At 72.5% G+C, this 21,833-nt stretch carries 17 protein-coding genes; 8 read left to right on the top strand and 9 right to left on the bottom strand.

The window, feature by feature from the left end; translation table 11 throughout:
* Positions 1 to 9: 9 nt before the first annotated feature.
* From ACH4E7_RS28385 to ACH4E7_RS28375, 3 genes are all read left to right on the top strand, one after another.
* On the top strand, positions 10 to 408 hold the full coding sequence (locus ACH4E7_RS28385) for a hypothetical protein (RefSeq protein ID WP_396251896.1): 399 nt from the start codon (positions 10 to 12) through the stop codon (positions 406 to 408).
* A gap of 169 nt (positions 409 to 577) precedes the next feature.
* Positions 578 to 2,008, top strand: a complete 1,431-nt coding sequence (locus tag ACH4E7_RS28380; RefSeq protein WP_396251895.1) for a hypothetical protein — start codon at positions 578 to 580, stop codon at positions 2,006 to 2,008.
* The gene (locus ACH4E7_RS28375) at positions 2,005 to 3,516 is read left to right on the top strand and encodes an NADH-ubiquinone oxidoreductase-F iron-sulfur binding region domain-containing protein (RefSeq protein WP_396251894.1); all 1,512 of its coding nucleotides are present in this window, start codon (positions 2,005 to 2,007) and stop codon (positions 3,514 to 3,516) included. The genes ACH4E7_RS28380 and ACH4E7_RS28375 overlap by 4 nt, the downstream gene beginning before the upstream one ends.
* Positions 3,517 to 3,777: 261 nt before the next feature.
* On the opposite strand, the gene ACH4E7_RS28370 is transcribed toward ACH4E7_RS28375, so the two are convergent.
* On the bottom strand, positions 3,778 to 4,914 hold the full coding sequence (locus ACH4E7_RS28370; RefSeq protein WP_396251893.1) for a PP2C family protein-serine/threonine phosphatase: 1,137 nt from the start codon (positions 4,912 to 4,914) through the stop codon (positions 3,778 to 3,780).
* Positions 4,915 to 5,510: 596 nt separating this feature from the next.
* On the opposite strand from ACH4E7_RS28370, the gene ACH4E7_RS28365 reads away from it, so the two are divergent.
* Together ACH4E7_RS28365 and ACH4E7_RS28360 are read left to right on the top strand one after the other, a co-directional pair.
* Entirely contained in the window at positions 5,511 to 8,171 is a 2,661-nt protein-coding gene (locus tag ACH4E7_RS28365; RefSeq protein WP_396251892.1) for a SpoIIE family protein phosphatase, read from the top strand.
* Complete coding sequence (locus ACH4E7_RS28360; protein WP_396251891.1) at positions 8,168 to 9,310, top strand: ABC transporter substrate-binding protein; 1,143 nt, start codon at positions 8,168 to 8,170, stop codon at positions 9,308 to 9,310. The genes ACH4E7_RS28365 and ACH4E7_RS28360 overlap by 4 nt, the downstream gene beginning before the upstream one ends.
* 103 nt (positions 9,311 to 9,413) lie before the next feature.
* Here ACH4E7_RS28360 and ACH4E7_RS28355 read toward each other — a convergent pair whose 3' ends face one another.
* On the bottom strand, positions 9,414 to 10,010 hold the full coding sequence (locus ACH4E7_RS28355; protein ID WP_396251890.1) for a TetR/AcrR family transcriptional regulator: 597 nt from the start codon (positions 10,008 to 10,010) through the stop codon (positions 9,414 to 9,416).
* Positions 10,011 to 10,125: 115 nt separating this feature from the next.
* Between ACH4E7_RS28355 and ACH4E7_RS28350 the strand changes: the two genes are divergently transcribed.
* Both ACH4E7_RS28350 and ACH4E7_RS28345 read left to right on the top strand, forming a co-directional pair.
* On the top strand, positions 10,126 to 10,713 hold the full coding sequence (locus ACH4E7_RS28350; RefSeq protein WP_396251939.1) for a multicopper oxidase domain-containing protein: 588 nt from the start codon (positions 10,126 to 10,128) through the stop codon (positions 10,711 to 10,713).
* Between the two features lie 53 nt (positions 10,714 to 10,766).
* Positions 10,767 to 11,828 (top strand): lipase, encoded by a 1,062-nt coding sequence (locus tag ACH4E7_RS28345; RefSeq protein ID WP_396251889.1) that lies wholly within the window; start codon positions 10,767 to 10,769, stop codon positions 11,826 to 11,828.
* A gap of 105 nt (positions 11,829 to 11,933) precedes the next feature.
* On the opposite strand, the gene ACH4E7_RS28340 is transcribed toward ACH4E7_RS28345, so the two are convergent.
* The 7 genes from ACH4E7_RS28340 to ACH4E7_RS28310 all read right to left on the bottom strand — a co-directional run bounded on the left by ACH4E7_RS28340 (position 11,934) and on the right by ACH4E7_RS28310 (position 20,224).
* Complete coding sequence (locus ACH4E7_RS28340) at positions 11,934 to 12,890, bottom strand: helix-turn-helix domain-containing protein (RefSeq protein WP_396251888.1); 957 nt, start codon at positions 12,888 to 12,890, stop codon at positions 11,934 to 11,936.
* Positions 12,891 to 13,010: 120 nt separating this feature from the next.
* On the bottom strand, positions 13,011 to 13,829 hold the full coding sequence (locus ACH4E7_RS28335) for a carbohydrate ABC transporter permease (protein WP_396251887.1): 819 nt from the start codon (positions 13,827 to 13,829) through the stop codon (positions 13,011 to 13,013).
* A gap of 11 nt (positions 13,830 to 13,840) precedes the next feature.
* The gene (locus ACH4E7_RS28330; RefSeq protein ID WP_396251886.1) at positions 13,841 to 14,764 is read right to left on the bottom strand and encodes a carbohydrate ABC transporter permease; all 924 of its coding nucleotides are present in this window, start codon (positions 14,762 to 14,764) and stop codon (positions 13,841 to 13,843) included.
* Positions 14,736 to 15,989, bottom strand: coding sequence for an ABC transporter substrate-binding protein (locus tag ACH4E7_RS28325; RefSeq protein ID WP_396251885.1), 1,254 nt, complete (start codon positions 15,987 to 15,989; stop codon positions 14,736 to 14,738). Before ACH4E7_RS28325 ends, ACH4E7_RS28330 begins: the two co-directional genes overlap by 29 nt.
* A 64-nt stretch (positions 15,990 to 16,053) precedes the next feature.
* A complete protein-coding gene (locus tag ACH4E7_RS28320; protein WP_396251884.1) occupies positions 16,054 to 16,791 on the bottom strand; it encodes an alpha/beta fold hydrolase in 738 nt (245 codons plus the stop codon).
* A 102-nt stretch (positions 16,792 to 16,893) separates the two neighbouring features.
* Positions 16,894 to 19,641: an ATP-binding protein gene (locus tag ACH4E7_RS28315; RefSeq protein ID WP_396251883.1), complete on the bottom strand. Its 2,748-nt coding sequence runs from the start codon at positions 19,639 to 19,641 to the stop codon at positions 16,894 to 16,896.
* A gap of 124 nt (positions 19,642 to 19,765) precedes the next feature.
* The gene (locus ACH4E7_RS28310; protein ID WP_396251882.1) at positions 19,766 to 20,224 is read right to left on the bottom strand and encodes an SsgA family sporulation/cell division regulator; all 459 of its coding nucleotides are present in this window, start codon (positions 20,222 to 20,224) and stop codon (positions 19,766 to 19,768) included.
* A 625-nt stretch (positions 20,225 to 20,849) separates the two neighbouring features.
* On the opposite strand from ACH4E7_RS28310, the gene ACH4E7_RS28305 reads away from it, so the two are divergent.
* On the top strand, positions 20,850 to 21,713 hold the full coding sequence (locus ACH4E7_RS28305) for a helix-turn-helix domain-containing protein (RefSeq protein WP_396251881.1): 864 nt from the start codon (positions 20,850 to 20,852) through the stop codon (positions 21,711 to 21,713).
* Positions 21,714 to 21,833: the final 120 nt, after the last annotated feature.

Below are 21,833 nucleotides of genomic sequence, written 5' to 3'. Positions count from 1 at the left end.
CGCAGGCGGATGTCGTACGGTCTCCTCGCCGTCGGGACCTCGCTGTTCGCCGTGGCGTGCGTGCCCACCGCCCCGACGGCCGCGCCCTCCGCCGTGACGGCGCCGTCGGATGCCAGGACGACCGGAGTGCCGAGCGAAATGCCGGAGAACACGCCGTCCGGCACGCCGATGTCCGGGGCCATGGGCACGCCGACCGGGGCGCCCGCCACCACGCCGGTCGGAACGCCGACGCTGAAGTCGGGTGGAAAGCCCGCCACCGGGCCGGCCGCAATGCCCTCTGGGCGGCCGCCCGCCGGTTCGAGCGGCATGCCGACCGCCATGCCGATGTCCGGCCCGGCCTACCCGCCCACCGGCATGCCGAGCGCGGCAGGCAGTGCCCCCGCCCCGGTCTACGGCGGCCACTGGTAGAGCGCCACCCGCCGGGCGCGGAGGCGCGCCGGCACACAGGCGGTGGGTCTCCCACCGCTCTCCCCGGCGCCACACGGCTGATGTCGTCTGTCGCCGGGGAACCCTCGCCCATGTGCACCGGGTCCGCGCCGACCGCCGGGCCACCATCACTATCGGACAAGGACAGAGCTTGAGGAATTCGACAAGGCCACGTCGCAAGTCCCCGCGGGACACCGTGGTGCGGCTTCGCGCGGCCGCCGCTGGCACGGCACCGGAGCTGCCGAGGCCCCCGGTCCCGGTCCTGGTCGCCGCCGTCGTGGTGGTGCTCGCCGTGGTCGCCACGGTGTTGCAGGCTCTCCAGCTCCCCGCGACGGCGCACAACCGCAGCGGCACGGAGGCGGTGCACCGGTTCGTCGACTTCTTCTTCGGCGTGCTGACGCTGATGGCGCTCAGCGGCAGCGTCACACTCGGACTCCTGGCCGCCGAACGACGCTTGCTGACGCCACGTCACCGGGTCGCGGTCCAGGCTCTGCACCGCGCCCTCTCCGTGGCGGCTGTGGTGACACTGGTGATCCACATCGCCAACAAGGTCGTCGAGGGGCATGCCGCTCCCGCGGCGGCGGTGGTGCCGTTCGCTTCCGGTACCAGCTTCGTGGTCGGCGTCGGCACCGTCGCCGCGGAACTCCTGGTCCTGGCCGCGGCGACCGGTGCGCTCCGCGGCCGCTTCGCCGACAACCCCCGTCTCACCCGGCTGTGGCGACCGCTGCACTGGGTCGCCTATGTCTCGTGGCCGCTCGCCCTGGCGCACGGGCTGGAGGCCGGGCGACCGGCCAGGGGCTGGGTCGTGTGGTCGTACGGCGTCAACATGGCCGCAGTGGCGCTCGTCCTGCTCATCAAGTTCCTGCACGGAGCCGGACGCAATACCACCGGCGTCAACGCCAACCGCCGCCTGATCGCCGTGGACCTGATCGGCCCTGGCGAGGAGGCGAACCACCCGACAATCGGCGACCAGTTGCCCGTCTTCGGCGAGTCCTCCGCACTGCTGGCCCTGGACGTGGAGCTTCCGGACGTCCGGCCGGCAGCGACGCCGGAACCCGCCTCGCCTGCCGCCATGTCCGCCCCGGTGCCCATGGACCCAGCCGCTGCCGCCATGCCCGCCCCGGTGCCCATGGACCCGGCTGCCATGCACTGGGACACCGGCGAGCTGAACGCCCTGCTCGACGCCGGCCGTCAGCAGTACCTGGCCGAGCAGGCGGCGTTCCAGCAACAACAGCAACAGCAACAGCAGCAGCAACAACAGCTGCAACAGCAGGCCCAGTTCACGATGGATGCCTGGGACACCGGCGAACTCAACGCGATGTTCTACGGAGGGGGTCAGCAGTACCTCGTGGAGCAGACGTCGTTCCAGCAGCAGCGACAGCAGGCCGAGTACCCCCAGCAGCCGTATGCCCAGGAGTACCCGCCCCAGGCGTACGCCGGCCAGCCCGGGTACCCGCAGGCCCCCGACATCGGCCCGCAGTTCCCTCCTGCGGAAGGGCCATGGTCCAGCCCCGGCTACTGGTACCAGCCCACGCGGACGCAACCCTCCGGGTACGTCGTCGACTCCTGGCCGAACCGATGACGGCCGGCACCGTGGACGTCCCGGAGGTCATCCGAATGGGACCGCCCCGGCTCACCGCCGGGCTCGACCAGTACATCCGGATGGGCTACGAGGCTCATCTCGCCGTCCACGGGCCACTGCCCCGGTACGGCGCGCCGGAGCTGGTCGACCTCGCCCAGCGGATCGCGCTGGCCGGAAAGGGCGGCGCCGCCTTCCCCTTCGCCCGAAAGCTCAAAGCGGTGATCGACTCCGCCCGGCGCCGACGTCTGCCCGCAACCGTCGTGGTCAACGCCACCGAGGGCGAGCCGGGCAGCGCCAAGGACCGGATGCTGCTCGCCCGTGCCCCGCACCTCGTCCTGGACGGGGCGCTGCTGGTCGGCGAGGCGCTGCGCGCCGACGGCATCGCCGTCGGCGTGGACGAGGGCAGCCCGGGCGTCACCTCGATGCCCGCGGCGGTCGCGGAACGCCGCTCCCGGCTGCCGATCCGGGTCGTGCAGCAGCCGGCCCGCTTCGTCTCCGGCGAGTCCGGTGCGCTGATCCGCGGCGTCAACGGCCTGGTCGCCCTGCCGCCGAGCCGCAAGGTCCGCTCCTCCGACGGCGGACTCGGCGGCGTCGACGGGCTGCCGACGCTGCTCTCCAACGCCGAGACGTACGCCCAACTGGCCGTCGCCGCCCGACTCGGAGCGGAGGCGTACTGCGCCGTCGGCCCCGACGCCGAGCCCGGAACGGTGCTGCTCACGGTCAACCGGCCGGGGGCTCGGCGGCCCGTGGTGGTGGAGGCCCCCGCCGGTACCCCGCTCGGTGCGGTGTTGGACGCCTGCGGGACCGGACCGGGGCAAGGAGTGCTGGTCGGCGGCTACCACGGCATGTTCCTGGACACGCAGTCGGCGGTGACCGCTCCCTGCTCCCGGGCCGGCATGCGGCAGTCCGGCGGAACGTTCGGTGCCGGGATCGTCATCCCGCTGCCCGAGGACGCCTGCCCGCTGGGCGAGGCGTACCGGATCGTCCAGTGGCTGGCCGCGGAGTCGGCGGGCCAGTGCGGTCCCTGCCGACGCGGACTGCCGGAGTTGGCACGGGCCTTCGGCGCGATGGTCGCCGGCGGCGGTGCCCGCGCGGTGGAGGAGGTCCGCCGGCTCGCCGCCGCAGTGGTGGGACAGGGCGCCTGCGCCCACCCCGACGGATCCGCCGGGTTCGTCCGGTCCGCGCTCAGCGCCTTCCCCGAGGACGTCCGCGCGCACACCGAGGGCGCCGGCTGCGGACGGCGGGTGCGCGCACTGCTGCCGACCGTGCCCTGGAGCCCGGACCGGGACATCGGCGAGGTCGGCCGGGTGAACCTGACGGTGGACTGGGCCCTGTGCGACGGGCACGGACTGTGCGCGGACATCGCCCCGGAGCTGTTCACGCTCGACCGGCACGGTTTCCCGGTGGTCAGTGAGGGCCCCGTGCCGGTCTGGCTGACGCTGTCCGCCAAACGGGCGGTCAACCAGTGCCCGGCCTTGGCCCTTCGCTTCGCCGTGTCCGGCCGCTGAGACGGATGGCCAGGTGATCGAAGGGCCGGCTGACGAGGCTCCCGCAGGAGGAGAGCCTCGCCTGCCAGGAGCGATTCGACGAGGTGCACGGCGCCGTGCACCGCTGGCCGTACCTGGAGGGATGTCCGGGTGGGCCTGTCCGGCGGATCATCCGCCGGACAGGCCCTAGGGCGCAGAACGCGGCTGTCGCCTCCGGCTCGGAACCGACGGCACCTCGAACGGGTTCCGGTGCCTGGAACCTGCGCAGGTCAGAGCCCCGTCTCAGGGCCAGCGGCCTGGGCGCCGCCGGGCGACGAGGGCGGCGATGTCGTCGTCGAGCTCGCCTCCGCTGTAGGCGATCAGGTCGCGATGGAGGTGGTCGAGGAGCTGGTGGGGCGCCTCGCCGCTCCACGAGCGGATGCGTTCGGCGAGGGGGTAGAAGGCGCCGGAGCGGTCGCGGGTCTCGGTGACCCCGTCGGTGTACAGCAGGAGCTGGTCTCCGGGGTGGAAGGGTGCGAGGTCGACGTGGTAGCCGTCGCTCACCAGCATGCCCAGGTTGAGTGGCGGCGAGGGAGCGGCGGGCCGTAGCGTCCGGACCCCGCCGCAGTGCAGCAGCAGTGGGGGCGGGTGGCCGCAGGTGACGGTCCGGACGACCGGTTCGTCGTCCGGGATCTCGGCGAGGAGTGCGGTGATGAAACGTTCGGCGATCTCCGAACCCGGGACTCCCGGGTATTGGGAGGCGCGGCGGCTCATGCTCGTCTCCAGGCGGTGCGCGAGGTCGGGCAGGTCGGGCGCGTCGTGGGCGGCCTCGCGGAAGGCGCTGAGTAGTGCCGCGGCCGTCTGCACCGCGAGCAGGCCCTTTCCGCGTACGTCGCCGATGAGCAGCCGTACGCCGTGCGGGGTGCGTATCGCCTCGTACAGGTCGCCGCCGATCCGGGCCTCCGCCGCGGCGGCCAGGTAGAGGCTCTCGAGTGTGACGTGCCCGAGGTGGCGCGGTACCGGATGCAGCACCGCCAGCTGGGCCGCCTCAGCCACCGAGCGGACCTGAGTCAGCTGATGGGCGCGTCGGCCCAGCAGGCGGTTGAGGAAGACGGCGAATGCCGCGATCACCGCGAGGGTGGCCAGCTCGGAGTAGGCGGTCGCATCTCGCAGCGCATCGAAGTCCACCATGAGGCCGACGAAGATGGCGCATGCGCCCACGGCGGTGAGCACGGTTCCCCACAGGGGCAGCAGCGCGGCGCCAGCGACCATGGCCGTGGCGAGGAAGGCGTCCGGCCTGACGGCGCGGGGCGTGAAGAGGCCGATGAGCAGGCCGATGAACAACAGCAGGGCGGGCAGCGCGGGCAGCAACCTGGCCCGCGCACCAGCGCTGTGCGGGACTCCGCGTTTCTCACCGCGTTCCTCAGGAGACCTCGCCACCGCGCCGCTCCCCGGCGTCACACAGGTCGAGCGGCGGCCTGGGCCCGGAAGCCTGGCCACCGGTTTGGGTAGTTTGATCGGTTTGGCTAATTTTATCGCCGTTCGCCCGTGGTCCACGCGCAACCCGCTTCTCGCCATCCCCCGTCCTCCGGGAAGGAAGACGAATCCCCGGGCGTCCGGGGCCTCGCCGCGAGCCGTCGCACGGCGCGGGCCGGAGCGACGGTGATCTCGAAGTCCCCGGCCCGCGCCATGGGGCGCCCCGTGGGTCGGCACTCCGCCTCTCACCTGCACCGATTCGTTCTCTCACCCGCGCCGACCCGCCCCCTCACCCGCGCCGACCCGCCGCTGATCCGCTTGGAACGCAGGCTGGCGGTCGAGATCGGTCCGTTTGGCGTCAACAATGGGATTTGTCCCTGTTGTTCTGGAGCGAGGCTGGGCCTGGCTTGGTCGACGTGCAGAGAAGTCCTGATGTGCCCGGGCGGCTTCCTCGTCCGAGGCGCAGGGGGCAAGGACGCCAAGAACACGGCCGGCCGTATGCGGGAAGGCTGAGGCGGCTGTTCAAGGGCCTGCTGAGCCTGCGCAGCCTCGCCGGCCCGGTGTTCCTCCTGCAACTGGCGGTGATGCTGCTGATCGCCGTCGCCGCGCTGGGGGTGCTCGTGGTCGGGGCTCGGCGCGACGCCACGGCGAATGCCCAGAGCCGGACACTCGCCGCGGCGCAGGCGTTCGCGAACTCTCCGGGGATCCTGACGGCACTGAGCGGACCCGACCCGAGCGCAGTCCTGCAGCCGTACGCCGAGGCGGCCCGGAAGGCCGCCGGCGTGGACGCCATCATCGTCTACCGGGTGGACGGGATCACGCTCACCCACAGCGACCCGAACCAGATCGGGAAGCACGTCATCGGTCCCTACGCGCAGGCGGCGACCGGCAAGCCCTTCACCAGCACCTTCCACGGAACGCTGGGTCTCTCCGTGATCTCGGCGGTACCCGTCAAGGCCGCCGACGGCTCCGTCGTCGCCATCGTCTCCGTCCCGGTCACGGTCGGGAACGTGCAGCACAGGGTGAACCAGCAGCTGCCGGTCCTGTTCGGCGGTGCCGCGGTGGCTCTCGCCATCGGCGCGGGCGGGGCGAGCCTGGTGAGCCGCCGGCTGCAGCGGCAGACCCATGGCCTGGGCCCGGCCGAGATGACCAGGATGTACGAGCACCGCGACGCCGTGCTGCACGCCGTCCGGGAGGGCGTGCTGATCCTCGGCGAGGACGGCCGCCTGCTGCTGGCCAACGACGAGGCCTCCCGGTTGCTCGGCCTGCCCGCCGACTGCGAAGGCCGTCCGATCACCGAGCTGGGCCTGGGCCACCTGGTCGCCGAGCTGCTGGCCTCGGGGCGAGTGGTCACCGACGCCGTGGTCGGGTCCGGCGACCGCCTACTCTCGGTGAACATCCGGGCCACCGACCGCAACGGGGGACCGCCCGGGCGGGTCGCGACCCTGCGCGACTCCACCGAGCTACGCGCCCTGTCCGGCAAGGCCGAGACGGCCCGTGAGCGCCTCAGGGTGCTGCACGAGGCCGGCGCCACGATCAGCACCACACTCGACGTGGTGCGCATCGCCCAGGAACTCGCGGAGGCGGCCGTCCCGAGCTTCGCCGACTACGCCACCGTCGACCTCGTGGAGCCCGTCCTGCACGGCGACGAGCCCACCGGTACCCGGATCCTCCGACTGCAGCGCGCCGGGCTGAGCGGCGTCCACCCGGACACGCCGTTCCAGCCCGTCGGTGCGACCATTCCGATCGTTCCCACCGCCCCGCTCGGCCGCAGCCTGCAGCACGGCCAGTCCGTGATCGAGGCGGATCTGGCCAGCGCCGGCGTCTGGCACGACGACGCCCCGGACCGGGCCCGGCGCGCGGTCGACCACGGCATCCACTCGCTGCTGAGCGTGCCGCTGCGCGCCCGAGGCCAGGTCCTCGGCGTGGCCGTCTTCTGGCGCGCGGCCTCACCGGAACCCTTCGACGAGGACGACCTCTCGCTGGCCGAGGAGCTGGTCGCCCGGGCCGCCGTCTCCATCGACAACGCCCGCCGCTACACCCGCGAGCACCGGATGGCCGTCACCCTCCAGCACAGCCTGCTACCCGGCGGACTGCCCGAGCAGAGCGCCCTGGACGTCGCCTACCGCTACCTGCCCGCCGAGGCCGGCGTGGGCGGCGACTGGTTCGACGTGATCCCGCTGCCCGGCGCCCGGGTCGCCCTGGTGGTGGGCGACGTGGTCGGCCACGGCCTGCACGCCGCCGCCACCATGGGTCAGCTGCGCACCGCCGTGCACAACTTCTCCTCCCTCGACCTGCCCCCGGACGAACTGCTCGGCCACCTGGACGACCTGGTCAACCAGATCGACCAGGACCGGGCGGCCAAGGACGGTGACGCCATCACCGGCGCGACCTGCCTCTACGCCATCTACGACCCGGTCACCCTGCGCTGCGTCATGGCCCGGGCCGGGCACCTGCTGCCGGCCCTGGTCCACCCGGACGGCTCGGTGGAGTTCCCCGAGTTGCCCGCCGGGCCGCCGCTCGGCCTGGTCGGCCTGCCGTTCGAGAACGCCGAACTGCAGCTGCGGGAGGGCACCCGGCTGGTCCTCTACACCGACGGGCTGGTCGAGGACCGCTCCCGGGACATCGACGTCGGCCTCGAACTGCTGCGCACCACTCTCGGCCAGGGCGACCGCAGCCCCGACGACACCTGCGAGGCGGTGCTGAACGCCCTGCTGCCGGCCAACCCGACCGACGACATCGCCCTGCTGGTCGCCCGGACCAGGGCGCTGCCCGCCGACCGGTTCGCCGTCTGGCACGTCCCGGCCGACCCGGCCGCCGTCGCCCGGGTCCGGGCCGGCGTCGCGGAACGGCTCACCGCGTGGGGGCTGGACGAAATGGCCTTCACCACCGAACTGATCGTCAGCGAGCTGGTCACCAACGCCATCCGGTACGCCATCGGGCCGGTCCGGCTCCGGCTGATCCGTGACCGCGCACTCATCTGCGAGGTCTCCGACGGCAGCAGCACCTCCCCGCACCTGCGGTACGCGGTCAGCACCGACGAGGGCGGGCGCGGGCTGTTCCTGGTCGCCCAGCTCTCCGAGCGCTGGGGCACCCGCTACACCCCCACCGGCAAAGTCATCTGGGCCGAACAGCACCTCCACGAGAGCGCCACCCCGGCAGTGGAAGGTCCCGGCGAGATCCCGCCGGTGACCACCGAAGGACGTCTGGAGTCATCGTGACCGCATCTCGTGCCCGAACGGCGATCGTCTCCGGCTGCCTGGTCCTCCTGGCCATGGGCCTGGGCGCGTGCGGCCACACACCGCCCGCCACACCCAAAGACCCGTCGGTGGCCACCTCCGCGAAGGACGTGGGCGGCATGGACGCACTGACCGCCGCGGCGAAGAAGGAGGGCACGCTCAGAGCGATCGCGATCCCCCGTGACTGGGCCTACTACGGCGGCCTGATCGACGGCTTCGAGAAGAAGTACGGGATCACGGTCACGGTCGACGATCCTCTGGGCCACAGCCAGGACGAGATCGACGCCATCAAGAAGGACGGGAGACAGCCGATCGCCCCCGACGTCATCGACGTAGGGGACACGTTCGCCCGGGCGGCAGGCCGACAGAACCTGCTCGCGCCGTACAAGGTCACCGCGTACCGCTCGATCCCGAGCAACCAGAAGGACCCGCAGGGCCGTTGGTCCAACAACTACGGGGGCTACATCTCCATCGGCTGCGACGCGAACCGCGTCGAGGTCTGTCCCGAGACCTTCGCCGATCTGCTGAAACCCGCCTACCAGGGCAAGGTCGCCCTTGAGGGCGACCCCACCCGCTCCGAGACCGGATTCGCCAGCGTCTACGCGGCGGCCCTGGCGAACGGCGGATCGTTCGACAACATCCAGCCCGGCCTCGACTTCTTCGCCAAGCTCAAGCAGGCGGGCAACCTCAACCCGGTCGATGCCACCTCGGCCACGGTCGCGAGCGGCCAGACGCCCATCAGCATCAACTGGGACTTCGTCAACCTCAACTACACCGACCAGCTCCGCGGCAAAGGCGTCAACTGGCAGGTCTCGATCCCCTTCGACGGCAGCTTCGCCCAGTACTACGCGCTGGCGATCAACAAGGACGCCCCACACCCGGCGGCCGCCCGCCTGTGGCAGGAGTACCTCTTCAGCACCGAGGGTCAGAACCTCCGGCTCAACGGCTACGCCCGCCCGGTGCTGCTCGACGCCATGAGGAAGGACGGCACCCTTGACGAGGCCGCCTTCGCACGATTGCCGACGGTTGAGGGAACGCCCGAGTTCCCGACGGATGCGCAGACCGAGAAGGCGAAGGAGACGGTCGCCGTGGGCTGGGCGAAGGTCATTGCGGACGGCTGACGTCGGGGGCGTGTCCAGCCGACAGGGGATGAGGGCTGTGCCGGTGGCACGCGTGAACGCAGGTCACGGCCGGTGCAGCGGCAGACCTGGAGTTAAATTCGAATCAATTCGATTTTGAGGGCCGAGCTGAGGCGCTGTCAATCCCCGCGGTCGCGGCGAGCCGACCCGTTCGGCCGTCAGGTCGGTCGCCGGGGGCCGGGGGCGCGTACGTCTCCAGGTGGGCGGTGACGAGGCGGCGGGCTTCGTCCACCGTCGCTGCGTCGCCGCGCCGGGAGCGCTCGAAGGCGACGTCGAAGAGCCGGTCGCCGGCCTCGAAGGCGAGCTGTACGGCGAGGAGCGGAGGGCCGGGGCGGATCAGTGCGCGGTCGACGAGCACCCGCAGGGTCTTCTCGGCGAGCGACTCGTCGAACTCGCGCCCCAGCTCGACCAGGGGTGCGGTCTGCTCCCGCCACAGCTGGACGAAGGCCGGGTTCCGGCGGCCGTGGGCGAGCAGCGGGTCGATGACGGCGTCGACGGTGTCGCGTACGGTCCGCAGCTCGTGCCCGTTCGGTCGGGCGGCGATCCGCTCGCGCAGTGCGGCCAGGTGACGCCGCAGCAGCTCGGCGTCGACCTGGTCGCGGTCTCCGAAGTGGTGGTAGACGGACGAGAGTGTCTGCCGACCGACGCTCGGGTCCTTCAGTCCGTCCTGGAGGTCGGACACCGGATGCGTCGGCGGTCCGCCTGGTGCGAGCTCCGGATCCGCAACTCGGCGTTCAGGCCGCGAAGTTGCAGAGGGCCGTAAGAGCCGCGTGGACCTCCCGTTCGATCTTGGCGTAATGCCCGGGCGGGCTGCCGTAGTTGGGGTGGAATCCGGACTCCTCCTCGTGCCCGGTCTCGATGGTGAAGGCGAAGACCGGCGCTCTGGTCGGGTCGTCGAACTGCCGGCGGAAGGCGTAGTCGCCGCTCGGCAGCCAACGGGGCGCGGCCGGCGTGCAGATCGACGGCCCGTCCGACGCGCCTTCGTGCCCCCGGCCCGCGCCCGGGCGGGAGGCGGAATGCCGGTGGCCGCGCCGTCGTGTCAGAGTGGCGCACGGCCGGCAGGTGGCGGCCCGGGAGAACCGCGGCGGGGGCGGCGTCGATGCTTCTGCACGACGACGAGGAGGACGCTCTCCCGCTGCCGCGCGGCGAGCGGGACATTCCACCACCCCGTCCACCTGCACCTGAACCACTTCCGGGTGCTCTCCCGCAACGGCGCTTCGCCCGGCCGCTTCGATGCGGGTTGGAAGGACACCGTCGATCTGCGGCCGGCCGAGGCTGTGGAACTCGTCGTCCGGTTCACCGACTACGCGGGTAGGTTCATGCTGCACTGCCACAACCTGGAGCATGAGGACATGGCGATGATGGGCGACTTCGTCACCGCATGAATCCGTCGTCAACCGTGGCGCAGCAGTCAGGTTCGTTACCTAGCCTTGGGTGCGTGACAGTCGAGATGCGGCAAGTGCCACTGCTGGATGGCCCGGTGGAGTTCCGGGGCGCGCTGGATCTGCAGCGTACGGAGACGGGTGTACTGCCCTGGCGGTTGCCGCGGTGGACGCGGGCACAGTTTCCGAACGAGGCGGTGGCCCGGATGGCGGCCTTGCCGTCCGGGGTGCGGATGGCCTTCCGGACCGCCGCGACGGTGCTGGAGGTCGAGGCGCTGGCCGCGGACATCGGGGTGCTGGAGCTGGTGATCGATGGAGTCCGGACCGGGCGGGCCGAGTTCGCGGCCGACCGGCCCGCGCGGGTGCGGTTCGACGTGCTGAGCGGTGGGGAGAAGGACGTTGAGGTGTGGCTGCCGCAGCGCGCGCGGACCGAGCTGATCGGTCTGTGGGCGGACGCCGAAGTCGCACCGCCGCGCCGGACGGGCCGTCGGCGCTGGGTGCACCACGGCAGCTCGGTCAGCCACTACCCGCAGGCCGACTCTCCCTTCGACACCTGGCCGGTGCTGGCGTCGGTCCACGCCGGGGTGGAGCTGACCAATCTCTCATTGGCCGGCAATGCCCGGCTCGACCCGTTCGTGGCCCGGGCGATCCGGGACGAGCGCGCGGAGTTGATCAGCCTGAAGCTGGGGCTGAACGTGGTGACCGGCGCGGACTTCAAGCTGCGGTCCTTCCTCCCGGCCGTGCACGGATTTCTGGACACCGTCCGAGAGGGACACCCGGACACGCCGGTGCTGGTGGTGTCCCCGATCAGCTGCCCGCCACTGGAGGAGGTGCCCGGACCCGCGGGGACGGACAGCGAGGGTCGGTTCACGGCCCTCGGCGATCCGGCGCAGGTCGCGTCCGGGGCCCTCACGGTGGGCGTCGTCCGCGCCGAGCTGGCCCGCATCGTGGCTGCCCGGCGCGACCCGCATCTGCACCATCTCGACGGCCGCGAGCTGCTCGGTCCGGGCGATCTGGCCGAGCTGCCGGACCTGTTGCACCCGAGCCCGGCCGGCCACCGCCGGATGGCCGAGCGCTTCGCCGCCCGCGCGTTCGGCCCTGACGGCCCGTTCGCCTGACCCGTCGGGGCCCGCGGCAGGGCCCCGGACCGGCGCGGCCGCGCGCATTGCGGGCGCGCCGGACCTGGGCCTGCCCGGGGCGGAGGTGTCGCGGGCGGCGGAGGGTCATCGCCCCGGGTTGCCGCCGACCTGCCAGTCCCTCGGTGTCATGCCGTAGGCCGCACGGAAGGCGCGGCTGAAGTGGCTGGAGTTGGCGAAGCCCCAGCGGCGGGCGACCCCTGCTACCCCGAGTTCCGTGGCCACCGGGCGGAGGAGGTCCCGGCTGCACCGCTCCAGCCGCTGGGTCCGGATCCACCCGCCGACCGTGGTGCCCTCGAGCTGGAAGAGCTTGTGGAGTAAGCGGAGCGACATGAAGTTCGCCTCCGCGATCGTGGACGGCGACAGGTCCGGATCGCGGAGGTTGCGCAGGATGTGCTCCTTGACCCGCTCCAGCGAGGCCGCGCTCCGCGAGGCCTGCGGCCGGGAGCGCCCGGACCGGTCGTCGACCAACAGCGCCAGCAGGTCGAGCGCGGTGGCTGCGGCCCGACGGCCGACGGCCTCGTCCAGCACCTCCGCCTCGCGCGCCATCTGCGAGAGGTAGGTCGCCACCAGTGCGGCGCTGCCCTCGGCCCCGCTGAACGAGGTCGCGGTCAGCGCCCGCAGGTCGCGCTCCGGGACGTCCAACTCCGCGCGGGGGAAGTGGAAGGACGTGAAGACGAACCCCTCCTCCATCTTCTTCCGGAAGACCCGGGAGGTGTCGGTGATGGAGAACTCGCCCGGCCGGATGACCGACTCCCTGCCGTCCTGCTCCTTGAGCGCGGTGCCGCGCTCCTGCAGGCTGAGGATCAGCGACGGGGGGCCGCCGTCGGCGATCATGCGCCGGCTGCGCGTCACCACCTGCGGCCCCGCCTGGACCCTCCATATCCGCACCGGGCCGAGCTGGTGGCCGACGATCGCCCCGGGCGACGGCACCTCCTCCAGGAGGTCCACCGCCATCGGTACGAAGGCGTGGGACACCGCCTCGTGCCAGCTCTCCGCCCGGTCGGAGGCGGACAGTCGCGCGGTGGAGAGAGATGCGGGCACCGGGTTCCTCTCGGGTCGGTCGGCCGGCGGTGGTCCCGTCCACCGCTGTGCCTTCCGGAACACCATGCCAGCGGGCCCGGGGCGGGACATCGCGCGAACCTACTAGATCGGGGGTGACCCTCACTTGACGGCCGCACCGGTGGCGGCGCCGGTGACGTGGCGCTGGGCGACGACGAGCAGGACGGCGGCGGGCACGGACGCCAGGACGGTGGTGGCCATCACGGCGTTCCACTGGTCGGTGTGGGCGCCGAGGTACTGGTAGACGCCCAGGGTGATCGGCCGGACGGTGTCCGTGGTGGTCAGGGTGAGGGCGAAGAGGAAGTCGCTCCAGGCGAAGAGGAAGGTGAAGACGCCGGCCGTGATCAATGCGTTCCGGCTCAACGGGAGTACCACGGAACGGAAGACGCGCAGCCGGCCGGCGCCGTCCACCCGCGCGGCCTCGATGATCTCCGCGGGGATGCCCCGCATGAACGAGTGCAGGATGACGATCGCGAAGGGGATGCCGGCGGTGGAGTCGGCGAGGATCAGCCCGAGGTGGGAGTTCAGGAGCCCCAGGTCGTTGTAGGCGCCGTAGAGCGCGTTGGCCACCACGATGCTCGGCACCATCTGGGTGGTCAGGATGCCGAGGAGCACGACGTTGGTGCCGCGCAGGCGGAACCGGGCCAGCGCGTGTGCCGCCGGCGCGGCGAGTGCCAGGCTGAGCACCGCGCTGCCGAGGGCCACCACGAGGCTGGTGACGAGGTTGCGCCCCTGGTCGCGCAGCGCGGTGGCGTACCCGCTGAGGTCCGGATGGAGTGGGAACCACCCTCCGCGCAGGGTGTTGCCGGCCGGCTGGAGGGAGGCGTTCACCATCCAGTAGACGGGGAACAGCATCAGTGTGAGCAGGACGATCCCGACGAGGGTGGACAGCCGGCCCCCGCGGCCGGGCGGGCGCTTCACGGGATCGCCTCTCAGACGGTCCGGGCGCGTCGGTCGGCGCGCAGATAGAGGACGGCGAACACCAGCGACAGGACGATGAGCAGGTTGCTCATCGCGGCGCCGCGCCCGAAGTCGTACTGCCGGAAGGACAGTTCGTAGGACTGGGTGGCGATGGTCTCGGTGGCGCCGGCCGGTCCTCCGCCCGTGACCACCAGGATGATGTCCAGCACCTTGACGGTGTAGACCACGCCCAGCACGAGCACCACGCTCACCACCGGCCGCAGCAGTGGCCAGGTGATGTGGCGGAACGAGGCCAGCGGGCCGGCGCCGTCCAGCTTCGCCGCCTCGTACAGGTGCGGGGGGATGTCCTGCAGACCGCCGTACAGGATCGCGGTGTTGAAGGGGACGCCGACCCAGATGTTGACCAGGACCACCGACAGGAGCGCCTGGGAGGTGCCGGTGAGCCAAGGGATGCCGGACGTCCAGAGGTGGAGGCCGCGCAGCACCGCGTTGACGACTCCGGTGTCGGGGTCGAGCATCCACTTCCAGGTGGTTCCGGAGGCGACCAGCGGCAGCAGCCACGGCAGCAACAGGAGCGATCGCAGCACGCCGCCGAGCGGGAAGCGGCGCCGGAAGAACAGGGCGAAGGCCAGGCCGACGGCGAACTGCCCCAGGACCGATCCGACCGTGAACACGGCCGTGGTCAGCAGGGTTCGGGGGAAGCGGCTCGACGAGAGGACCGCCGCGTAGTTCCGCAGCCCCACGAACGGGGCGTCACCGGTGTAGAAGGTCGTGACGGTGTACCGCTGGAAACTCATCACGACGTTCTCGACGATCGGGTAGCCGAAGAACAGCAGCAGGTACGCGGCGGCGGGCGCGATGAACAGCCACCGTGCCCATCGCTCCCCGCTCCGAACCGGCAACGGGTCAGTGGCCGGTCGCGGTCTGCTGCGCATGGCTGAGGGCTTCCTCCGGTGTCTGCTCACCCGTCAGCGCGGACTGGATCGCGGTGTAGATCCCCGTCGCCGCCTTGGGCCACTCGACGCCGAGCTCGCTGGTACGGGCGCGCGCCGCCGCCACGCTCTGGGCGAAGGCGGCCATCGACGGGTTCTCCTCGGCGTGCTTGGCGGCCACCGAGGTGCGGGAGGGCACGGTGCGGTGCTCCTGGGCCAGGGTGAGCATGTTCGAGGGGGAGTTCAGGCAGGCGAGGACCCGGGCGGCCTTCTCCTGCCGGGCCTTGGAAGGGCTCTGCGGGACCGTCCACACCTCGCCGCCGAGCGGGGTGACCGGGCTCTGTCCCAGCCGGGGGACGGGCACGGGGGCCACTCCCCAATGCAGGTTCGCGTCCTTCTCCAGGGCCGGGATGCGCCACGGGCCGTTGATCATCATGGCCGTCCGTCCGGCGACGAACTGGTCGTGGACGTCGGCCTGCGTCCAGTTCAGCACCGACTTCGACATGGATCCGCTCTTCACCAGGTCGACCCAGAGCTGGAGCGCCTGCGCGGCCTGAGGGGTGTCCAACTGCCGCTCGTCAGCGCCGTTGGACCACAGGAAGGGCAGGAACTGCCAGGTGCCCTCGAAGGTGGCGTTCGCGTCGACCGCCATGCCGTAACGCCCGGGACGGGTCAACGCGGCCGCGGCCGCCTTCAGTTCGTCCCAGGTCCTCGGGACGGCGACGCCGGCCTCGGCGAGCATGTCCTTGTTGTAGATCAGGGCGACGGTGCTGACATTGGGGGCCAGTCCGTACACCTTGCCCTGGTAGGTGCCCGCCGACAGGATGCCCTGGGCGAAGCCGTCGGCGTCGATGCCGTAGCCGTCCAGCGGGGTCAGTGCGCCGGTCCGGGCGATCTGCTGGAGGTCGGGGTTGTCGAGCATCAGCAGGTCGGGGAGGGTCCGCGAGGACGCCTGCTGCAGGACCTTGGGGATCAGGGACGCCCCCGGGACGCTCGTCTGCTCGACCCGCACCCCGACCGTTCGGCCGCACGCGGTGAGCAGGTCGCCCCATTGGGCGTGTTCGGCTTCGTCGGTGTAGTAGTCGAGCGCGGTGATGGCGGTGACCTCGCCTCCGGCCGACCCGGAACCGGTGCTGTGACCGCACCCGGTGGCGGCCGGCACCAGGAGGAGGAGCCCGGTCAGGAGGGCGGCGATCCGCCGAGCCGACGGTCTGGCCGGTGAGATCATGCTGGTGCCTTTGCGGGGTGCCTGGGCGTCGGGGTTCGATCGGACACTTCCGTTCGAACGCACATTAAACACCCCCGGGAGCACCCGTGGTGTGCCCGGTGGCCTCCCGGATCATCGCCACCACGGCGTCGGGCCGCGAGAGCGGGACGGCGTGCGAGGCGTCCAGCACGTACTCGGTGGCCGCCATGCGCTGGGCCATGAAGCGCTGGGCGGCAGGGTTGAGCATCCGGTCGGCGGTCGCGATGGCGTACCAGGACGGCTTGTCCGCCCAAACCGGCGAGCCCGACCTGTCGGTCAGCGCGCCGCAGGCGATCGGGCGTTGTGCCGCGGCCAGCGCCTGCTCGACCGCCGGTGGCAGGTCGTCGGCGTACACCTCCCGGAACCGTTCCGCACGGATGGACACCGCACTGTCAGGGCCGGCGGGCAGTGCCGTGGTGATGGTGGCGTCGGCCAGCGGGGAGGGGGCGAAGCGGTTGGTGATGTCCAGCACGCACTCGCCGGCGTCGAGGCCGAACGCGGCGACGTAGCACAGGGCCACCACCTGGTCGGCGTCGTCGGCCGCCTGGGTGATCACCGCGCCGCCGTAGCCGTGGCCGACCAGGATGACGGGGGTGTCGAGCTCGCGCACCAGGCTCATGACGCACGCGGTGTCATGCTCCAGACCGCGCAGCGGGTTCGGCGGGGCGTGCACCGCCATTCCGGCGGCGTGCAGCAGGTCGACGACAGCCGCCCAGGACGAGGCGTCGGTGAATGCCCCGTGCACCAGCACGACGGTCGGCGGAACGGGGGTGGGGCTGTGCATGCCGGTGGCCTTCGACTGGGCGGGGGAGTGGGACGGGTCATGTCCCAGCCAAGCGGGTCCGGCCGTGGCGGGGCATCGCGTGAACGTACCAAGGAGGCGCGCTCAGGCCTCGGGGAGGGAGGCGACCAGGTTGGCGAGTTGGACCCGGGAGCCGATCGACAGCTTGCGGAACACGGCCGTCAGATGGGTGTTGACGGTGTGCGGGGACACCACGAGCACGTCGGCGGCTGACCGGTTGGTGTGGCCCTGGGCGATGAGGCGCGCGACCTTCTCCTCCGAGGCCGTGAGGGCGCCCCAGCCCCGGACGGGGCGCTGCACGGTCGCTGCCCGGCGGCTGTCGGCCCCGGCGCCTTCCAGGGCGCGTTGGACGCGTGCCGCGGCGGCGTGGGCACCAGCCTCGGCGAAGGTGCCCCGCGCGTGGGCCAGCGCGGTCACCGCCCGGCCGCGCCGCCCTGCGGCCAGCAGTGCCAGGCCGAGATCGGCGTGGGCGGCGGCCCGGGTCAGCGGGCGGGGGCTCGCCCCGAGCAGTTCCACGGCGTGTTCGAGGACGGCGGGGTCGTTCCGTACGAGCCCGCGGGCCTGCGCCGCGATGCCGGTGGCGGTCGGCACGGACGGGTTGCGTTCGGCGTGGGCCTCGGCCTGCGCGGCCAGGTCCTCGGCGAGCTGCTGCTCCCCGCCGCGCAGGGACATCCGGACCGCGGCGTCGACCCAGTCGCGCAGCAGCCGCCACCGCATGAAGGGTCCTTGCCGCTGCACCTGGCGGATCCGGTCGACGGCGAGTCCGACGTCCCCGTCGGCCTCGGCGTGGACGGCCTCCAGGAAGCGCACCGCGGCCGTGTTGCCCGGGTTGGGTTTGACGGCCAGTCCCTCCTGGGCGGCGAGCAGGTGCTCCGCGGCCGCCTCCCGGTCGCCGCGCAGCAGGGCGATCCGGGAGCGGATCACCCGGCCGTTCACCTGCTGGACGGGCACCCGTACCTCGTCCTCCAGGCGTTCCATGGTCACGAAGTCGGCCTCGGCGTCGTCGAGCCGGCCGAGCCCCAGGTCGTGCTGGCCCTGGGCCCACAGCAGCATGGCCTGACGCACCACACCGGCCCGGTCCGCCGCCCGGAGGAGCAGGCGTGCACCGGAGGCGAAGTCGTCCGCGTGCAGGTGCGCGACGACCTCCTCGGGGAGGAAGGCGGAGTCGATGGTGCTGAGCGCGGCGAAGCGCTCCAGCGCGACCGCGTTCTCCCCCGCGTTCAGTGCGATCTCGCCCAGCCCGGACAGGGCCAGCACATGGGCCTCCCGGTCGCCGATCGCGGTGGCGGCCCGCAGCGCGGTCTCGCCGGCCTCCCGCGCCGCGGCCAGGTCACGGCCCCGGGACAGGGCCAGGGCGCGCAGGGCGGCCAGCCGTGCGCAGATCTCCGGGGCGGAGCCGCCCGCGGCGAGCGCGGCCTCGGCCCGGCGGCGCAGTTCGTCGGTGAGGTCCATGGTCCACAGCGCCCCGCCCAGGGCGGACTGCAGCCGGCCGAAGGTCTCCAGCGGCGGCCGGTCGCCCAGCAGCCGGTCGCCGGTCGCCAGTGCCTCGCGGTTCCGGCCGGCCCGGGTCAGGCAGAGGATCGTCTGCTCGCCCACCTCGAACTTCAACTTCCCTGCCGACGGCGCAAGTTCGAGCGCGCGCAGCATCAGGTCAGCCGCCGGACCCGGGGTGACCGCCAGCACGTCGTCGGCTGCTCGCCGCAGAAGCGCCACGGCCTCCTCGTCCCCGGGCACGGCGCCCCGGAGGATGTGCGGCACCGCGTCGATCGGCTGCCGCCCCGCGGCGACCAGTCGGCGGGCGGCCTCGCGGTGCAGGGCCTTCCGGGCCGACGGTGGGATGTCGGCGTAGACCGCCTGGCGCAGCAGGTCGTGCCGGAAGACCAGGTGGTCGCCGTCGTCGTCCAGGAGTCCGGCGCGCACCGCTTCCTCGAGCGCCGGGAGCAGGGCGGCGGCCGGGCGGTCGCAGAGCGCGGCGGCGTCGTCGAAGCCGAACCGGCGGCCCAGCACCGCGCCCATCTGGAGGAAGCGCAGCGTGCCGGGCTGCAGGGACCGGAGCCTGCCGCGCACGCCCACCACGAGCCGGGAAGGCACGACCTCCTGCGAGGCGTCGGCGGTCCGCAGTCCGGCCAGCATCTCGACCGCCAGGAACGGGTTCCCGCCGGCGCCGTCGAGCAGGTCCCGCACCCACGTGTCGACCGCCGGTCCGAGCGTGTCGTCGGCCAGTTGACCGATGGCCGTGCCGGACAGCGGGCCCAGGGACACCGTGACCGTCGGAAGGTTGCCGGCGGCGGCCGCCACGATCTCCTCCGCCGGGCCCGCGGGCTCCCGGCGCCCGGTCAGCATCCACAGGACCGGCGAGGTCCGCAAGCGGGTCGGCAGCTGCTGCAGGGCGAACCGGCTCAGCGCGTCGGCCCACTGCACGTCGTCCAGACCGATCAGCACCGGTGCGTCGGTAGCCCTGGCCTCGATCGCCTCCGCCAGGCGCTCCACCAGCCAGATCCGCTGGTCGTGGTTGCGGGCGAGATCGGTGAAGTCATCGTCGGACAGCAGCGGCCGGTCGCCGCGCAGGGTGCTGGCCGCCAACGACGAGAACGGCACGAGGTGGTGCAGCTCATCGGCCTTGCCGAGGCCCACGGAGAACCCCGCCGCGCCGGCCCGGGAGACGGCCTCGGCGAGCAGGGTGGTCTTGCCGATGCCCGGTTCTCCCTGGATCAGGGCCAGCCCCCCGCTCCCGGTGCGGGCCACCGAGGCGATCAGCGCCTGGAGCTCTGCGAGCTCGGCCTCCCGGCCGCGCAGGCCGCGATGGGACAGTGGACCGCCTGACCCTGCCATTCGAGCTTCTTCCCGTCCGCCCACGCCTGCCGAAGCCGGGCTCCGTCCGTGCCGCTGTTCCCGGCTCCAGAGGGTACGCCGTGGGTGGTCGGCCGCTTCACCGAAGGTGGCGGCGGTCCGGCCGTCAGCCGGTGGGGCGGGGCAGTTCGGCGTCCCAGTCGATCGCGTCGGCTTCGGTGCCCGGGGGGACGAGGGCGAAGGTCTCCCGGCGGAGCCAGCGGCGCACCTGGCGGGACGGGAGGTCTATCAGGACGACGTCGTCGCGGTTGCGGAGCATGATGCGCAGGGCCGCCCGGCCGTGGCAGGTGCAGGGTGGCCAGATCCGGACGTCGCCGGCGCCGGCCGGCCGCTGCAGTCCCTCCCAGAGGAGGTCGCGGGAGAACTGCCAGACGCCTGCTTCGGCGGCCGGCCCGAGGAACTCGAGCGCGACGGCGAGCGGGTCGTCGCCGCGGTAGCCCAGGCGCACGGGGACGTCGAGGGACTCGTGCTCGCCCAGGACGAGTCGGGCGGCGAGGAGGATCTCGGTGCTGGTGACCTCCGGGTGGGGCTGCGAGGAACTGGGCAGCGGCTGGTGGGCGGGCATGGGGTCTCCTGGGTCGGTGTCGGGGCGGATGTCTGCGCCGGTGCGCGTGGGGTGGGGTGGGGCCGTGCGGGGGGCGCGGTGGTCCCGCCTCGGGCCCCGGGAGCTGCCGTGGACCGGGGGCGGCGGATCCGCCGTCCAGGCTAGGGAGGGGGATCGGCGGGGATGTTCCGGTGGTGCACGCCGACGTGACGGTCCGTGCACCTTCCCGGTCGTCGGGTCGGCCGGGAAGTGGGCTCGCCCCGGCCGTGCCCGTGGTCGGGGAGCGGTGCGGTCAGGTGGCTTCGCTGATCGTCGTCGCTTCGGTGTCAGTGGCCCGAACTTCATTGTCCTGCAAGCTCTTTGATCTTCCGGGAAACGTGCCGGCGGGGCCTTCTCCGAGGAGTGGATGCTACTCGGGGTGAGCGCCGTCCGGGTCGGGCGGAGCCGCCGGAACCTCGGCTTGTTGAATGTTTGTCCAGCCGTTCCACTCCTTGTATGAATGGCGCCGGAAGGACTTCCCCTCCTGAACGCCCCGTTGCCGGTGGCGCCGCCGCCCAGCCGTGCGGCGAGCCACCCTCGCCAGCATCCGCACAGCACCACTTCCAACCGGTCGGAGCCTCCCGTGAGCCAGTCGGGTCCCTCGCCCATGTCCGAAACCCCCGCGCCCGAAGTCGCGGTCCACCAGCTTGACCAGGCCGCCCGCGACGGCGGCAACGGCTGCATCGACATCCTCTCCCCGCCGCCCGGGACCGACCCCGAGGACTGTCTCTACGTCGTTCTGCACGTCCACGGCGCGGCTTCCGTCCGACGCGGCGGGGCCAGCACCGTGCTGGCCCCGGGGGACCTGCTGATCGGCACCACCCCGCATCCGGCGGGCCTGTTGCAGGACTCCGAGTGCCGGATGCTCCGCTTCCGGGTCCCCTGCTTCTACCTCGGCGTCCGGCACGGCGATGTCCGGCGCGCGGGCGGGCTGCTGGCACGGGGGAGTGAGGGGATCGGCTCGCTCGCCTCCCAGCTCCTCCGTACCCTCGCCGCCCAGGCGCGGGCCCACCGGGCCCGGCCGGGCAACCACCTCGCGCGCGGCGTCTCCGACATCGTCGCCATCCTGGTGACCGAGCTGCTCGACCGGGAGAACCCGGAACACCCCACCGGCGCGGCCGAGTTGCTGTCCCGGATCCGCGCCTACATCGAGCAGAACCTCGCCGATCCGGACCTCTCGCCCGAATCGATCGCCCGCTCGCAGCACATCTCGGTGCGTTACCTGCACAAGCTCTTCCAGCAGGACGGGGTGACCGTGGGCCAGTGGGTGCGGCGGCGTCGGCTGGACGCCTGCCGTCGGGAGCTGGGGCGGCCGTCCCGTCGGCAGACCAGTGTGTCCGCCGTCGCGCACCGCTGGGGCTTCGTCAGCCACTCCCACTTCAGCCGGGCGTTCCGCGACGCCTTCGGCGTCTCGCCCCGCGAGTGGCAGGCCTACGCCACTCGGACCGAGGGCCACAACCCTGCCTCCTGATCCCTCCACTCGGTGCCATCCGAAAGGCCGCCATGCCCACCACCAGGCCGACCGTCGTGCTCGTCCACGACGGCTGTTCCGACGCGACCAGCTGGTTCGGTGTCATCGCCGAACTCCACC

The sequence above is a fragment of the Kitasatospora sp. NPDC018058 genome (assembly GCF_044327205.1).
Lineage (GTDB): Bacteria > Actinomycetota > Actinomycetes > Streptomycetales > Streptomycetaceae > Kitasatospora.
The sequence above is the reverse complement of the archived record's forward strand: the minus strand, read 5'-3'. Positions and strand labels throughout refer to the sequence as shown.

Coding starts and splice junctions, on each gene's coding strand:
- ACH4E7_RS28325 (WP_396251885.1), bottom strand. CDS start 15,989: ATGATCTCACCGGCCAGACCGTCGGCTCGGCGGATCGCCGCCCTCCTG.
- ACH4E7_RS28310 (WP_396251882.1), bottom strand. CDS start 20,224: ATGCCCGCCCACCAGCCGCTGCCCAGTTCCTCGCAGCCCCACCCGGAG.
- ACH4E7_RS28375 (WP_396251894.1), top strand. CDS start 2,005: ATGACGGCCGGCACCGTGGACGTCCCGGAGGTCATCCGAATGGGACCG.
- ACH4E7_RS28350 (WP_396251939.1), top strand. CDS start 10,126: ATGCCCGGGCGGGCTGCCGTAGTTGGGGTGGAATCCGGACTCCTCCTC.
- ACH4E7_RS28320 (WP_396251884.1), bottom strand. CDS start 16,791: ATGCACAGCCCCACCCCCGTTCCGCCGACCGTCGTGCTGGTGCACGGG.
- ACH4E7_RS28315 (WP_396251883.1), bottom strand. CDS start 19,641: ATGGCAGGGTCAGGCGGTCCACTGTCCCATCGCGGCCTGCGCGGCCGG.
- ACH4E7_RS28385 (WP_396251896.1), top strand. CDS start 10: ATGTCGTACGGTCTCCTCGCCGTCGGGACCTCGCTGTTCGCCGTGGCG.
- ACH4E7_RS28305 (WP_396251881.1), top strand. CDS start 20,850: ATGTCCGAAACCCCCGCGCCCGAAGTCGCGGTCCACCAGCTTGACCAG.
- ACH4E7_RS28330 (WP_396251886.1), bottom strand. CDS start 14,764: ATGCGCAGCAGACCGCGACCGGCCACTGACCCGTTGCCGGTTCGGAGC.